This is a genomic window from Roseovarius sp. (assembly GCF_040219995.1).
Lineage (GTDB): Bacteria > Pseudomonadota > Alphaproteobacteria > Rhodobacterales > Rhodobacteraceae > Roseovarius.
This window is the reverse complement of the sequence record NZ_JAVJUC010000025.1, coordinates 17052-30586: the sequence shown is the minus strand read 5'-3', so window position 1 is coordinate 30586 and position 13535 is coordinate 17052. Positions and strand designations below refer to the sequence as shown.

Annotated in this window: 12 protein-coding genes; 7 read left to right on the top strand and 5 right to left on the bottom strand. The window is 63.7% G+C overall.

Annotation, left to right across the window (positions count from 1 at the left end):
- Positions 1–59: 59 nt before the first annotated feature.
- Together RID11_RS12475 and RID11_RS12470 are read right to left on the bottom strand one after the other, a co-directional pair.
- Complete coding sequence (locus RID11_RS12475) at positions 60–518, bottom strand: DNA polymerase III subunit chi (RefSeq protein WP_350139589.1); 459 nt, start codon at positions 516–518, stop codon at positions 60–62.
- Positions 518–1990, bottom strand: coding sequence for a leucyl aminopeptidase (locus RID11_RS12470; RefSeq protein ID WP_350139587.1), 1473 nt, complete (start codon positions 1988–1990; stop codon positions 518–520). Before RID11_RS12470 ends, RID11_RS12475 begins: the two co-directional genes overlap by 1 nt.
- Positions 1991–2140: 150 nt before the next feature.
- On the opposite strand from RID11_RS12470, the gene lptF reads away from it, so the two are divergent.
- The 6 genes from lptF to rsmA are packed head-to-tail and all read left to right on the top strand — an operon-like array spanning position 2141 to position 9593.
- Entirely contained in the window at positions 2141–3268 is a 1128-nt protein-coding gene (gene lptF / locus RID11_RS12465; RefSeq protein WP_350139627.1) for an LPS export ABC transporter permease LptF, read from the top strand.
- Complete coding sequence (gene lptG / locus RID11_RS12460) at positions 3265–4356, top strand: LPS export ABC transporter permease LptG (RefSeq protein WP_350139585.1); 1092 nt, start codon at positions 3265–3267, stop codon at positions 4354–4356. The genes lptF and lptG overlap by 4 nt, the downstream gene beginning before the upstream one ends.
- Entirely contained in the window at positions 4353–6524 is a 2172-nt protein-coding gene (locus RID11_RS12455) for an LPS-assembly protein LptD (protein ID WP_350139583.1), read from the top strand. Before lptG ends, RID11_RS12455 begins: the two co-directional genes overlap by 4 nt.
- 5 nt (positions 6525–6529) lie before the next feature.
- The gene (locus tag RID11_RS12450; RefSeq protein ID WP_350139580.1) at positions 6530–7777 is read left to right on the top strand and encodes a peptidylprolyl isomerase; all 1248 of its coding nucleotides are present in this window, start codon (positions 6530–6532) and stop codon (positions 7775–7777) included.
- On the top strand, positions 7774–8745 hold the full coding sequence (pdxA, locus tag RID11_RS12445; protein WP_350139577.1) for a 4-hydroxythreonine-4-phosphate dehydrogenase PdxA: 972 nt from the start codon (positions 7774–7776) through the stop codon (positions 8743–8745). Before RID11_RS12450 ends, pdxA begins: the two co-directional genes overlap by 4 nt.
- Positions 8742–9593, top strand: coding sequence for a 16S rRNA (adenine(1518)-N(6)/adenine(1519)-N(6))-dimethyltransferase RsmA (gene rsmA / locus RID11_RS12440; protein ID WP_350139574.1), 852 nt, complete (start codon positions 8742–8744; stop codon positions 9591–9593). The genes pdxA and rsmA overlap by 4 nt, the downstream gene beginning before the upstream one ends.
- A gap of 283 nt (positions 9594–9876) precedes the next feature.
- Here the strand turns inward: rsmA and RID11_RS12435 are convergent, their stop codons facing one another.
- Together RID11_RS12435 and RID11_RS12430 are read right to left on the bottom strand one after the other, a co-directional pair.
- A complete protein-coding gene (locus RID11_RS12435) occupies positions 9877–10455 on the bottom strand; it encodes a retropepsin-like aspartic protease family protein (RefSeq protein ID WP_350139571.1) in 579 nt (192 codons plus the stop codon).
- A 17-nt stretch (positions 10456–10472) separates the two neighbouring features.
- On the bottom strand, positions 10473–11099 hold the full coding sequence (locus RID11_RS12430; protein WP_350139568.1) for a MarC family protein: 627 nt from the start codon (positions 11097–11099) through the stop codon (positions 10473–10475).
- A 223-nt stretch (positions 11100–11322) separates the two neighbouring features.
- Between RID11_RS12430 and RID11_RS12425 the strand changes: the two genes are divergently transcribed.
- Entirely contained in the window at positions 11323–11595 is a 273-nt protein-coding gene (locus RID11_RS12425) for a hypothetical protein (RefSeq protein ID WP_350139565.1), read from the top strand.
- A gap of 75 nt (positions 11596–11670) precedes the next feature.
- Here the strand turns inward: RID11_RS12425 and RID11_RS12420 are convergent, their stop codons facing one another.
- Entirely contained in the window at positions 11671–13518 is a 1848-nt protein-coding gene (locus RID11_RS12420) for an ABC-F family ATP-binding cassette domain-containing protein (protein ID WP_350139563.1), read from the bottom strand.
- Positions 13519–13535: the final 17 nt, after the last annotated feature.

Sequence of the window (13535 nt, the reverse complement as noted above, 5' to 3'; positions counted from 1 at the left end):
GTGACCATCGGGCCGCGCCGCGCGCAGACGCCTCAATCCAATGACGGCTTACCGCCAGATCACGCCTCCGCCTTTTTCTCCCATTTTCCAGAGGCTTCGGACCAGTATTGCGCCGAACAGCCCGCTGCTGTCAGGGCCTTCCACTGGCTTCGGGCAACGGTGACCGCGTCGGTATCATTGCCATCGAAGAGGATGCAGACCCGCTGCAGCGCCTGCACCTCGTCCGGGGCCACCTCGGCTCCGTCCACCGCCATCACGCAGACCGCGCCGTTGGGCCGCTCGGCCCCGATGGTCAGCAGCACGGGCTGTTCCGCGTCGTGCGGCCCGCCCGCCAGACCATGTGGCAGAAAGCTGTCCTCGGGGCCCAGCCACAGCTTTTGATCGAGCCAGCCCATGCGCCCGGTGTCGCGCCCGCGTACCACCACGCGCCAGCCCGCCTGAAGTGCCTTGCCCAGAAGCAGGGGCAAGGTCACCTCGAGCGGGCGTTGCGTGAGGTGATAGAAATAGGCCGCGCCCATCAGTTCCTCTCAAGCATGTCCGCGACCAGACGGTTGAGCGCCATCACCCCCCAGCCCGAGGCGCCCTTGGGCCCGTAAGGCGTTTCGGCCTTCACGCTGGCGACGCCGGCGATGTCGAGATGCACCCAGGGCATGCCGTCCTGAATGAAGCGGTGCAGGAATTCGGCCGCCGTGATCGTGCCTGCAGGCCGTCCGCCCGAGTTCTTGATATCGGCGATCTGGCTTTTCATCATGTCCGCGTAGGCCTTGCCAAGGGGCAAACGCCACGCGCCTTCGCCCTCGGATTTGGCGGATTTGAGGAAGGCGTCGCAGAGCGCGTCGTCATTGCTCAGCACGGCGGCGTTCTCATGGCCGAGCGCCACGATGCAGGCCCCAGTGAGCGTGGCAAGGTCGATCACGCCGCGCGGCTTGTAGGTTTCCTGCGCGTACCACAGCACGTCCGCGAGCAGGAGACGGCCTTCGGCATCGGTATTGATCACCTCAATGGTGTCGCCCTTCATCGAGGTCACCACGTCGCCGGGCCGCGTCGCGCGGTCCGAGGGCATGTTTTCCACCAGCCCGACGAGGCCCACGACATTGGCCTTGGCCCCGCGCCGCGCCAGCGTGCGCATGACGCCCGCGACGACGCCCGCGCCGCCCATATCCATGGTCATGTCCTCCATGCCCTGCGCGGGCTTGAGGCTGATGCCGCCGGTATCGAAAACCACGCCCTTGCCGACGAGCGCGAGCGGTGCCTCGTCTTTGGGTCCGCCCTGCCATTCCATCACTGCCAGCTTGGTCGGGCTGATGCTGCCGTGCCCGACGGACAGGAGCGCGCCCATGCCGAGTTTCTCCATGTCCTTTTCCTCAAGCACGGTGATCTTGAGGCCGAGGTCTTTCATCGCGGCGATGCGGTTGGCGAATTCGGTGGTGGTGAGGTGATTGGCGGGTTCGCTGACCAGATCACGGGTGAAGAACACGCCCTCGGCCACGGCAAGCGCCGGGGCGGCCTCGGCCTCGACCTCTTCGGGCTTGGCGACCATGACGGTGATCGGCCCGGCCTCGGTCTTGTCGCCCGTCTTGTGAGCGGTGAAGCCATAGCCACGCAGCACCGCGCCGAGGACCACCTCGACTGGACGCTTGAGCGCGCCACCCAAAAGGGTAAGCGCCTTGTCGCCCTTGGCCCGGCCGAGCGCCACACCGGCGCGGCGGCTTTCCTCGACGCTTGCGTTGCGCGGCAGCACGACGATATCGAGCGCCTCAGCAGCCAGACCCACCGGCCATGCCAGCGTCAAGATATCGCCTGGCTTTTTCTTTTCCAGCGTGCCGCTCTCGATGATACGCGCAAGCGTGCCCTTGGTCAGACGGTTCACCCGCCGCGCGGCCTGATCGAGCTTGCCGTCGGGGGTGACGCAAACCGCAACACGGCCCTCGGCGGTGGCGACGGCATCGAGGTCGATCTCGGTGAAGGCAACGGAAACGGGGGTGGTCATCGAAAGGCTCCTCTCTCACTTGGTTGCCCCAGACCTAGCGCGGCTTGTCGCCGAAGGCCAGTTAGCAGTTTTCCCCCGCAATCAATTCCGCTAGGTTGCCGTGCAAGTCTGCTGCCGTGGGGGAAAAGAGTGACCAGATTCGACAGATACATGCTGTCGCAATTCATGGTTTTGTTCGGTTTCTTTGCGCTCGTTCTCGTGTCCATCTTCTGGATCAACAAGGCGGTGCGCATGTTCGACCGGCTGATCGGGGATGGCCAGCCCGCCTGGGTCTTTCTGGAATTCACGGCACTCACGTTGCCGGGGGTGATCGGGGTCGTGCTGCCGATCGCGGCCTTTGCAGCGGCAGTTTACGTGGTGCACAGGTTGTCGGCGGAAAGCGAGCTTACGGTGATGCAGGCCATGGGCTATTCGCCGCTGCGCCTCATTCGGCCGGTGCTGGTGTTCGGCGTGGTCATCGCGCTGATGATGTCGGTACTGGCGCATCTGCTAATCCCCAACAGTATGAGCCAGCTACGCCTGCGCCAGGACGAGGTGTCCCGCAACATCTCGGCCAAGCTGCTGACCGAGGGGGAATTCCTGCATCCGGCCCCCGGTATAACCTTCTATATCCGCGAGATCACGCCCGAGGGCGAGTTGCGCGACGTGTTCCTTTCGGACCGGCGCGACCCCAAGAGCGCGGTCACCTATACCTCGTCGCGCGCCTATCTGGTGCAGGAGGCAGGTGGCACGCGGTTGGTGATGGTGGCCGGTCTGGCACAGAACATCCGACGCGAGGGCAATCGCCTCTTTACCACGCATTTTGACGATTTTTCTTACGATATCAGCGCGCTGGTCAGCAATGATGCGATCAATCTCAACAAGGTCGCCTATGCCTCGACGCTCGACATGCTGCGCGCGCCCGAGGCGGTCGCAGAGCGCACGGGCACCGAGTTGGGGCTGGTCATGTCCGAGTTGCATGGCAGGTTCACCGATGCGTTGATGTGCATCGTGGCGGCGCTTGTGGGGTTCTGCACGCTGCTGGTCGGCGGCTACAGCCGGTTCGGCGTCTGGCGGCAGGTGCTGACCGCCTTTGGCCTTCTCGTCACGATAAAGATCGTCGAAAGCGCCGTCGTCGCCCCGGTGCTGGTCAATGCCGCGCTCTGGCCGCTGCTGTATCTGCCGATCCTTCTTGGCGGCGCGGTCTCGATGGGGATGCTGGGGCTTGCGGTGTATCCCGGGTTCCTGCGGCGGCTCACGGGATGGATGCGGTCGGGCGCGACGGGGGCCGGCGCATGATCCTGCAACTCTACTTTGCCCGCCGTTTTCTGGCCAGCTTTCTGGGTGTCGCGCTGTCACTCGCCGCGCTGATTGCGCTGATTGAGCTGATGGACGAGCTGAGCGACATGCCGGACCAGCCGTTCCGGGAAGTGCTCGGGATCGTGCTGCTCAAGATGCCTTGGGCCAATTACGAAATCCTGCCGTTGGTGGTGATCCTCGCCTCGACAGCCCTGTTCCTGCGCTTGTCGCGCTCGTCCGAACTGGTGGTGCTGCGGGCCTCGGGGCGCTCTGCATTACGGGGATTGCTGGCACCGGCCTGTGTGGCGCTGATGATCGGTTTGCTCTGGTTATCGATCGGCAATCCCATCGTCGCTGCCACCTCCAAACGCGAGCACGACCTGTCGAACTTTTACCAGGGATCAGAAACCGCAGCGCTTGCGATTTCTTCCGAAGGGCTCTGGCTGCGCCAAGGCGGGCCCGAGGGGCAGACGGTGATCTTCGCCCTGCGCGCCAGCTCGGATCTGGGCACGCTCTACGAGCCGAATTTCCTCGATTTCGACCGCGACGGCATGCCGGTCCGTCGGATCAACGCTGGCGCGGCGCAGCTTCGGGACGGGGAGTGGTTTCTGCGCGATGCCAAGATCTGGGACTTGTCTGGCGGCGGCAATCCCGAGGCCGAGGCGACGCGCGCGGTGACGCTGACCATTCCGTCGGACCTGACGCAGGACCGCATCGTCGACAGTTTCGGCAAGCCGCGTTACATCCCCGTGTGGGACCTGCCGGATTTCATCGCCGAGCTGGAGGAGGCGGGCTTTTCGGCGCGGCGCTACGCGGTCTGGTTTCACAGCGAACTGGCGCAGCCGGTCTTTCTCGTGGCGCTGGTTCTGATGTCGGCGGCTTTTACCATGCGCCATGCGCGGGGTGCCAATATGGGGGTTATGGTGCTGGCGGCGGTGCTTGCGGGCTTTGGCCTGCACTATATCCGGAATTTTGCACATATTCTGGGTGAGAATGGTCAAATCCCCATTCTGCTGGCCGCGTGGGCCCCACCCTTGGCGGCGATGTTCCTGGCGCTTGGCATTCTCTTGCATTTGGAGGACGGATGAGCAGGTTTGCGGGGATTCTCTCGGCGCTGATAATCTGGTCGGGTGCGGTTGCGGCGCAGGATGCACCTCCCGATCCGGCCATGCTGATCGCAGATGACGTGCAACTTACCGCCGATGAGCAACTGATCGCCACCGGCAATGTCGAGGCATTGTATGAGGGCCGCCGCTTGACCGCGCAGCAGATCACCTATGACCGTGCCACGGATCAGTTGAGTATCGTCGGGCCGATGACCCTGACCGAGGCAGAGAACACGGTTGTCGTGGCTGATAGCGGTGCGCTCGACCGTGATCTGACCAACGGCATCCTGCGTGGTGCGCGAATCGTCATGCAGGATCAGGTGCAACTCTCGGCCAATCAGATGCGGCGCACCGATGCGCGTTTTAATCAGCTTTACAAGGCGTCGGTGACCTCATGCCGGGTCTGCGAGAGTGGGCGTCCCCCGCTCTGGCAAATCAGAGCCGAGCGTATGGTTCACGATCAACAGAAGCGCCAGCTTTACTTTCAGAATGCGCAGCTTCGGGTTTTGGGCACCCCGGTGCTCTATCTGCCGCGCCTGCGCATGCCGGACCCGACGCTCGAGCGCGCGACCGGGTTTCTGAACCCCGAACTCGTGACCTCGTCGCTCCTTGGTACGGGGGTGCGCGTGCCGTATTTCATTCGCATCGACGATCACCGGGACCTGACAGTCGCGCCGTTTCTGGCCACGGATTCCCGGCGGCTCGAATTGCGCTACCGTCAAGCTTTCCGGCGGGGCGAGATCGAGTTCAACGCGGCCATCTCGGATGACGATTTCAGCGCAGAGGACACCCGGGGCTATCTCTTTGGCCAAGGGCGGTTCGAGTTGCCGCAGGATTTCATTCTGCGCTTCAATATAGAACTGACCAGCGATGATACCTTCCTTCTGGATCACGACTTTTCTGACAAGGACCGGCTTCAGAATGAGGTGTCCGTGGAGCGCGCCCGGCGCGATGAGTTCATTCGCGGCGCGATCACCCATTTCAAGTCGCTGCGCGTGGGGGAAAACAACGCCACGCTGCCATCGCTCGTTGGGAACGCCGAATACGAGCGTCGCTACTTTCCGTCGCGCATTGGCGGCGAATTGCGGTTCGCCGCTGTTGCCCACGGCCATATGCGCAATTCCGATCTGGTGACCGATGGTCCCGATCCCGATCGCTTTGCCGATGGCCGGGATGTGTCGCGGTTTACCACCAGCCTTGACTGGCGGCGTAACTGGATTTTGCCTGCGGGCCTGCTGGCCAACGTCGAGACCGGGCTGACCCTCGATCATTTCGAAATCTCCCAGATCGGCACGACCGCAGAGGATCAGGCCACCGAACTCACTCCGAGTGCGGCGTTCCGGCTGCGCTGGCCGTTCATGAAAACCGGCGTCTCCGGGGTCACGCATGTCATAGAGCCTGTTGTGCAACTGGCCTGGTCGGGTGGGGCGAACCCGGATATTCCACAGGACGAGAGTACCGCGATCGAGTTTGATGAGGGCAATCTCTTCAACATCTCGCGGTTCAACGCGCCGGACCGGCGTGAGCGTGGCTATAGCGGCGCCTATGGCATCAGCTATGCGCGCTTTGACCCAAGTGGCTGGGAAGGGCGGTTGGCGGTTGGTCAGGTGATCCGAGACGAGCGCCTGCGAGAGCCTACCGGCACGCCCACCTTTACCAAGTCTTCGGGCCTGCGTGATCAGACCTCCGATCTGCTTGTCGCCGGGCAGTATCGCAACGCCACTGGTCTTGCCGTGACCGCGCGCGGTCTTTTTGACGAGATATTCGATGCGACCAAGGCCGAGGCGCGCGCAAGTTGGCAAAACGACCGGACCAATATCGGGGCAACATATATCTGGCTTGCGGAGGACCCGCGCGAGGCGCGCAATTCTACGGTCGCTGAATGGGCCATTGATGGCCATTACCGTTTTGCCCGTCACTGGACGGCGAGTGGTGAATGGCGCTATGACGCGAGCACAGATCGCAACGTCCGGGCCGGGGTGGGCCTCACATATACCAACGAATGTGTCGATGTCACGCTTTCCGTCTCGCGCCGCTTCACCTCATCGACTATCCTTGAACCCGAGACCAACATCGGTTTTACCGTGGCACTACGGGGTTTTTCCGCCGCGACCCAGGACAAGAGCTTTACTCGGACATGCAGGAACTGATCAGAATGACACCCAGCCTTCGCCGCATACCGGCCCTTGTGGCCTCTCTTCTTCTCGCGGCCCTGATGGGCGTGGCGCTGCCGACGGGTCCGGCTCTGGCGCAAAACCTGTTCGCACCGGTCATCTTTGTCAATGATCAGGCGATTACCCGCTACGAGATCCAGCAGCGCGCGCGCATGCTGACCCTGTTTCGCGCGCCCGGCGATCCACAGCAACTGGCCCGAGAGCAACTGATCGAGGAACGGATCAAGCTTGATGCCGCCACCGGGGCGGGGCTCAGCCTCGACGACGACGCCGTGCGCACCGGCATGGAGGAATTCGCGGCGCGTGCCAACATGGATGCCGAGCAAATGATCGCCGCGCTCGGGCAATCGGGTGTCTCCGAGGAATCGTTTCGCGAGTTCGTGCGCGCGGGGATCACCTGGCGCGAATTCACCCGCGCACGCTTTGCCTCGCGGGTCTCTGTCAGCGAGGATGATCTGGAGCGCGCCACGCGGACGCTGACCGGCGGCTCTTCGGTGCGGGTGCTGCTATCAGAAATTATCCTGCCAATCACCAGTATCGAACAGGCTGAGGCACAGCAAAGGCTCGCTGCGCGCATCGCCGCCGCCGATAGCGAGGGTGCGTTCGCGACCTTCGCTCGGCAGCATTCCGCCGCAGGCTCTGCTGGGCGGGGCGGGCGCATGAACTGGACACAAGTGTCCGATTTGCCGCCGGCCTTGCGCCGGATCGTGCTTGGGCTTGCCCCCGGAGAAGTGTCTGACCCACTGCCTATTGAAGGGGCACTTGCTCTGTTCTTCATGCGCGACATCGAAGAGACATCCGTGTCACCTCGAGAGTTCTCGGCCATTGAATACGCTGCCTACTACATCCCGGGCGGTCGCAGCGAAGAGGCGTTGCAGCGCGCGGCCCGGGTGCGTGCCGAGGTTGATACATGCGATGACCTCTACGGTGTGGCTCAGGGTCAGCCGCCTGAGGTTCTGGAACTCGGCGCAAAGGCCCCCGAGGAGATCCCCACCGATATCGCCTCCGAACTGGCGCGACTGGACCCCGGCGAAACCTCGGCCAATGTGACCCGTGCGAACGGACAAACGCTGGTCTTCCTGATGCTCTGCGGTCGCACGCCCAAGCTGGATGGTGATCAGCCCACGGTCGAGGATCTGTCGAATTTCATCCGCAACCAGCGGATCGAGTCCTTTGCCAACGGTTTTCTGGAGCAGCTGCGCGCCGAGGCGCGGATCGTCGAGCGGTGAGCGTTCCGGTTGCGCTCACCTGTGGCGAGCCGTCCGGAATCGGCCCTGAAATTGCCGCGGCTGCATGGGGCGCGTTGCGTGGCGACCTGCCGTTTTTCCTGATCGGCGATCCGGCGCATCTGCCCGAGGACACGCCGCATGTGGTGATCAAGCACCCCGCCGAGGCGATGGCGGCCTGCGCGCAGGCCTTGCCGGTGCTGCGGCATGATTTTGTCGGGGCGCGCACCCCCCGCACGCCGCAGTCTGCGCAGGCGCAGGGCGTGATCGACGTGATCGCGCGCGGCGTGGATCTGGTGCAGGCCGGTGAGGCGACAGCCCTGTGCACCGCGCCCATTCACAAGCAGGCGCTACAGGAGGGGGCGGGGTTCGCCTTTCCCGGCCATACCGAGTATCTGGCGCATCTGGCGGGGGTCGAGCGTGTGGTGATGATGCTGGCCTCGGATGCGTTGCGCGTCGTGCCCGCGACGATCCATATCCCGCTGAAGGACGTGCCGCAGGCGCTGACCGCCGATCTGCTGGAGCAGACGATCCGTATCACCCACGCCGCGCTGATCCGCGATTTCGGAATCGCGGCCCCGCGCCTTGCCGTGGCGGGCCTCAACCCGCATGCGGGCGAGGGCGGGCTCATGGGGCGTGAGGAGATCGAGGTGATCGCGCCGGTGCTGGAGCGGTTGCGCGGTGAGGGGCTTGATCTGTGCGGGCCGCTGTCGGGCGACACGATGTTCCACGCCGCGGCGCGGGCGGGTTATGATGCCGCCATCGCGATGTATCACGATCAGGCGCTCATCCCGATCAAGACGCTGGATTTCGACCGGGGGGTGAATGTCACGCTCGGGCTGCCGTTCATCCGCACCTCGCCCGATCATGGCACGGCACTCGACATCGCCGGACAGGGGGTCGCCAACCCGACCTCGCTCGTTGAGGCGCTGCGCATGGCGCAGGCCATGGGCCGGGCGCGGCTAGGATGAGCGGGCTCGACGAACTGCCGCCGCTGTCGCAGGTGATTGCGGCGCATGGCCTGTCGGCCCGCAAATCATTGGGGCAGAATTTCCTGCTGGATTTGAACCTGACGGCCAAGATCGCGCGGCAGGCGGGCGACCTGTCGGGCTGTGATGTGCTGGAGATCGGGCCCGGGCCCGGCGGGTTGACGCGCGGGCTGCTGACGGAGGGCGCGCGCCGGGTGCTGGCCATCGAGAAGGACGCGCGTTGCCTGCCCGCGCTGCAAGAGATCGCCGCAGTTTCGAACGGGCGGCTTGAGGTGATCAATGGCGATGCGCTCGATATCGACCCTCTGGCGCATCTGACGCCGCCGATCCGGGTGGTGGCGAACCTGCCCTATAATGTGGGTACGGAGTTGCTGATCCGCTGGCTGACGCCGCGCGACTGGCCGCCGTTCTGGCAATCGCTGACCCTGATGTTCCAGCGCGAGGTGGCGGAGCGGATCGTGGCTGTTCCGGGGTCCAAGGCTTATGGGCGGCTCGCGCTGCTGGCGCAATGGCGGGCAGAGCCGCGCATCGTGATGCATCTGCCGCCCGGGGCCTTCATCCCGCCGCCCAAGGTGTCGAGCGCGGTGGTACATCTGACGGCGCTGGCCGCGCCGCGTTTTCCCGCCGATCCCAAGATCCTCGAACAGGTCGTGGCGCGCGCCTTCAACCAGCGCCGCAAGATGCTGCGCGCTGCCCTCAAGGGCGCGGCGCCGGATATCGAGGATCGGCTCCGGGCCGCCGGGATTGAGCCCACCGACCGCGCCGAGACGGTCGATCTGGAGCGGTTCTGCGCCCTTGCTCGGCGTATGCCCGGAGGGTCGGAGGCGTGAGGGTGGGGGCTTTTGGCCTGAGGCGGACCTTGGATCAAAGCACCCGCGCGATACGCGGTCGAAGACCGCCGCGCATCGTCATGCCAGAGGCATGCCTCCGGCATGACGCTGCCCCGACGGCACGGCGATTTGGCTGCAACCTGCGGATTAAATGAATGTTTTCCTGACTTGGCAGACATAAAGGTCTGCCGAATGAGCGTTGGATCGCCGCACCGCGGCCCGTCGATGCGCGGCTTATGCCAAGGTCCCCTCCAGGCCAATCCCCCGGCGGCCTCCGAAACTCTTACCGCGTCAGGACCAGCTTGCCTCCGGTGATCTCAATGCTGGAAAACCGCTGCAAGTAACTCATTCCCAGGAGCGAGCCGCTCATCTCGCCCTCGTTTACCACCGCGCGGACATCCTCGTGCCGGACCGGCCCCACCTCGACGCTCTTCAGTCTGACCGGCGCGGTGCGCACCTCTCCATTGGCCGTATAGGCGCGCCCCAGATAGGCGAGGCGCCCGGTGTCGATGCCAATACGCTCCGCATCGTTCTGGCCCAGCACGATCTGGCTCGCGCCGGTATCGACGACAAATCGGATCGGCTCGCCATTCACCTGCGCCGTCAGGTAGTAATGCCCGTCCGGCGCGCGTGGCAGTTCGATACGGTCCTCTGACACCACGCTCTGCATCGGACGCACGGTCTGGCGGATATCGTCCCAAAGCCCGACCACTGCGATGGCCCCGACAAAGATCAACACCCAGATCAGCGCCTGCTGCATCAGCTTGCCGATGGACTCGCGGTTCTGCACCACGAACCAGAGCACCAGCACCGAGCCGAGGATCACGAGATAGGTCAGATGTGCGAAATCGATCTGTTGCATGATCCCGATATAGGCGCTCAACCCGTCAGACCAAAGCCGCGCAACCCGTCGAGCACGAATTGCACCGCGAGGGCCGCCAGAAGCATGCCCAGAAGGCGTGTGACGACGTTGATCCCGACGCGGCCAAGCGCGTGCTCCAGCAGGCTGCCCATCAGGAACATCACGAAGACCAGTGCCACCACCGACAGCATCACCCCGATCACCATGGCCAGCCCCTCGGCCCCCGGTTTCTGACCTGCCAGCAGGATCACCGAGGCGATGGAGCCGGGCCCTGCGATGAGCGGGATGGCCAGCGGAAAGATCGACGGATCGTCGCCTTCATCCTCTTCGGCGGCATCGGCCTGACCCTTGCGCCGCTGCCCGCGCCGCTCGAACAGCATGTCGAGTGCTGTCAGGAACAAGAGCATCCCGCCGGCGATGCGAAAGGCGGGCATGGAAATGCCGATGAAGCCCAGCACCGCCTCGCCGAAGGCCGCAAAGACGATGAGCAAGAGCGCCGAGGTCACGCAGGCGCGGATCGCGATGGCGCGGCGGCGCGCATGGCCCATGCCTTGTGTCAGCGCCACGAAAAGCGGCGTCATGCCAATCGGGTCGATGATCACGAAAAGCGTGACGAAGGCGGTGATGAGGAATGCGGTGTCCATGCCGCGCAGCCTATCGCGGTTTTGGGCGGGGTGCCATGGCGCGCGATGCGGTCATACAGGCGACAAAAAAGTTTCCGCGATCTGCTGACTTCCGTTCGATGGTCGCTAAGTCATGGCGTGTGGCGAAATGAGCATCCTGATGCCCACTTGAGGCGAATGCTTGGCTTGCGATGACAGGAGGTGGCGGCAATGACGCTGGTTATCGTGAAAAGCGCCGCCTCGCGTGAAAGATGAAACCCACAGGCAGGACGTGATCATGAACACGAATTCGTATATGACTTGGGCGCTCCTCGGGGCTGCCATTGGGGCTGGCTTTGGCCTTTTTGCCGTTCCGTTGATCTACATCCTGATCAATCTGTTCGCGGATGGCGTGACATTTGGAGAAACCGTCCGTTTTGCCATTGCCAACGGGGCCACATGGGGCGTTTTGGGCCTGTTTGTCGGTGTTTTCTGCTGGGTGATCTACAGGATCCAGACGTCGCCCAAAGAAGATTGATCCCGGCCTGAGATAAAGGTCCGGCAGCCGAGTCAGGTGTTTGACATCCAACCTGCGCCCGAGACTGGGCCGATCCTAGCGTTCCGCCGCATCGAGCTTTTCCTGCGCCTCCATCCAGAGCCGTTCGGCCAAGGCCAGACCATCCTCAATTTCGGCATATTTCTTTTGCCATTGGGTCACGCCATGCACGTCGTCATAGATCGCGGGATCAGCCAGTTTCTTGGCGACCCTGCTTTCCATTTCCGTAAGTTTTTCAACGCGCTGCTCGCACTTCTTCACCTCTTGCCGCAGTCTGAGGATGGCATCGCGCGAGGGGCGTTTGGGCTTGTCGATCTTGGGTTTGGGAGCGGGTTTATCGCTATCCGTGCCAGAGAGCAGCATGGCCCGGTAGCTGTCCAGATCTCCCTCATAGGGGCGCACTTCGCCCTTGTTCACCAACCAAAGCCGGTCCGCCACGAGGCTCAGCAGGTGCATGTCATGGCTGACAAGGATGATCGCGCCGGAATAGGCGGTGAGCGCCTCTACCAGCGCCTCGCGGCTCTCGATGTCGAGGTGGTTGGTGGGCTCGTCGAGGATCAGCATATGCGGCGCGTCGAGCGTAGCGAGCATCAGGCTGAGCCGCGCCTTTTGTCCGCCCGAGAGCTGAGCAACCGTTGTCTCCGCCTGCTCGGCACCGATGCCGAAGCCACCGAGCCGCGCGCGCAATCGTGCGGGGGGCTCGGTTGGGCGCAGGCGGCGGATGTGGTCGATAGGGGTTTCGTCGATGTGCAACTCGTCCACCTGGTGCTGCGCGAAATAGCCGACGCGCAGCTTGGAGGCCTTGTGAACCTGCCCCTCAATCAGTTGAAGTTTGTCGGACAAGAGTTTGGAAAGTGTTGATTTTCCCTCACCGTTCCGCCCCAGAAGCGCGATCCGGTCGTCTTGATCGATCCGCAGGTTGAGCCGCCGCAGCACAGGCACACCATCATAACCGACCGAGCCGCTCTCGATCCGCAGGATCGGTGGTGAAAGTTCTTCGGGCGTGGGAAAGGTAAAGCGTTTGAGCGCTGCCTCTTGCGGCGTCGTGATCGGCTTGAGCTTGGCGATCATCTTGAGGCGCGATTGCGCCTGCACTGCCTTGCTCGCCTTGGCGCGGAAGCGATCGACAAAGCTCTGGAGATGCGCGCGCCGCGCGTCCTGCTTCTTTGCCTCGGAGGCGGCGACGGCGAGACGGGCTGCGCGGGTTTCCGCGAAGGTCTCGTAACCGCCCTGATAAAGCGTGAGTTTCTTGGCCTCGAGGTGCAGGATCGACCCGACGGCGCGGTTGAGCAGGCCACGATCATGGCTGACGATCAGCACCGTATGGGGATAGCGCGCGAGATAGGTTTCCAGCCAGAGCGCGCCTTCGAGGTCAAGATAGTTGGTCGGCTCGTCGAGCAGCAAGAGGTCGGGCGTAGAGAAGAGCACACCAGCGAGGGCCACGCGCATCCGCCAGCCGCCCGAGAAGGCGGAGCAGGGCATGAGCTGTTCGGCATCGTCAAAGCCCAGCCCCTTGAGGATGCTCGCGGCCCGCGCTTCGGCGCTCCACGCGTCGATATCGGTGAGGCGGGTCTGAATCTCGGCGATCCGCGCGCCATCGCTTGACATGTCGGATTCTGCCATGAGTTCAGTGCGTTCCGTGTCATAGCTCAACACGGTTTGCAGCAGAGATACCTCGTTGCCGGGCACCTCTTGCGCGACACCGCCGATACGGGCGCGGGGCGGCAGGCTGATGCTCCCGCCTTCGAGTGCCAATTCGCCCCGGATCAGGCGAAAAAGGGTGGTCTTGCCGGTGCCATTTCGCCCGACGATGCCGACCTTGTGGCCCTCAGGGATGCTGGCCGAGGCATGCTCGATCAGGGTGCGGCCCGCGACCGCGTAGGTGATATCATCAATGCGCAACATGACCCCCCGCATGCCGC

Bases quoted from the DNA above. Each gene is read 5' to 3' on its own strand.
- RID11_RS12435 (WP_350139571.1), bottom strand. From the start codon at position 10,455: ATGCAACAGATCGATTTCGCACATCTGACCTATCTCGTGATCCTCGGC.
- lptF (WP_350139627.1), top strand. From the start codon at position 2,141: ATGCTGTCGCAATTCATGGTTTTGTTCGGTTTCTTTGCGCTCGTTCTC.
- lptG (WP_350139585.1), top strand. From the start codon at position 3,265: ATGATCCTGCAACTCTACTTTGCCCGCCGTTTTCTGGCCAGCTTTCTG.
- RID11_RS12430 (WP_350139568.1), bottom strand. From the start codon at position 11,099: ATGGACACCGCATTCCTCATCACCGCCTTCGTCACGCTTTTCGTGATC.
- RID11_RS12420 (WP_350139563.1), bottom strand. From the start codon at position 13,518: ATGTTGCGCATTGATGATATCACCTACGCGGTCGCGGGCCGCACCCTG.
- RID11_RS12455 (WP_350139583.1), top strand. From the start codon at position 4,353: ATGAGCAGGTTTGCGGGGATTCTCTCGGCGCTGATAATCTGGTCGGGT.
- RID11_RS12450 (WP_350139580.1), top strand. From the start codon at position 6,530: ATGACACCCAGCCTTCGCCGCATACCGGCCCTTGTGGCCTCTCTTCTT.
- RID11_RS12470 (WP_350139587.1), bottom strand. From the start codon at position 1,990: ATGACCACCCCCGTTTCCGTTGCCTTCACCGAGATCGACCTCGATGCC.
- rsmA (WP_350139574.1), top strand. From the start codon at position 8,742: ATGAGCGGGCTCGACGAACTGCCGCCGCTGTCGCAGGTGATTGCGGCG.
- RID11_RS12475 (WP_350139589.1), bottom strand. From the start codon at position 518: ATGGGCGCGGCCTATTTCTATCACCTCACGCAACGCCCGCTCGAGGTG.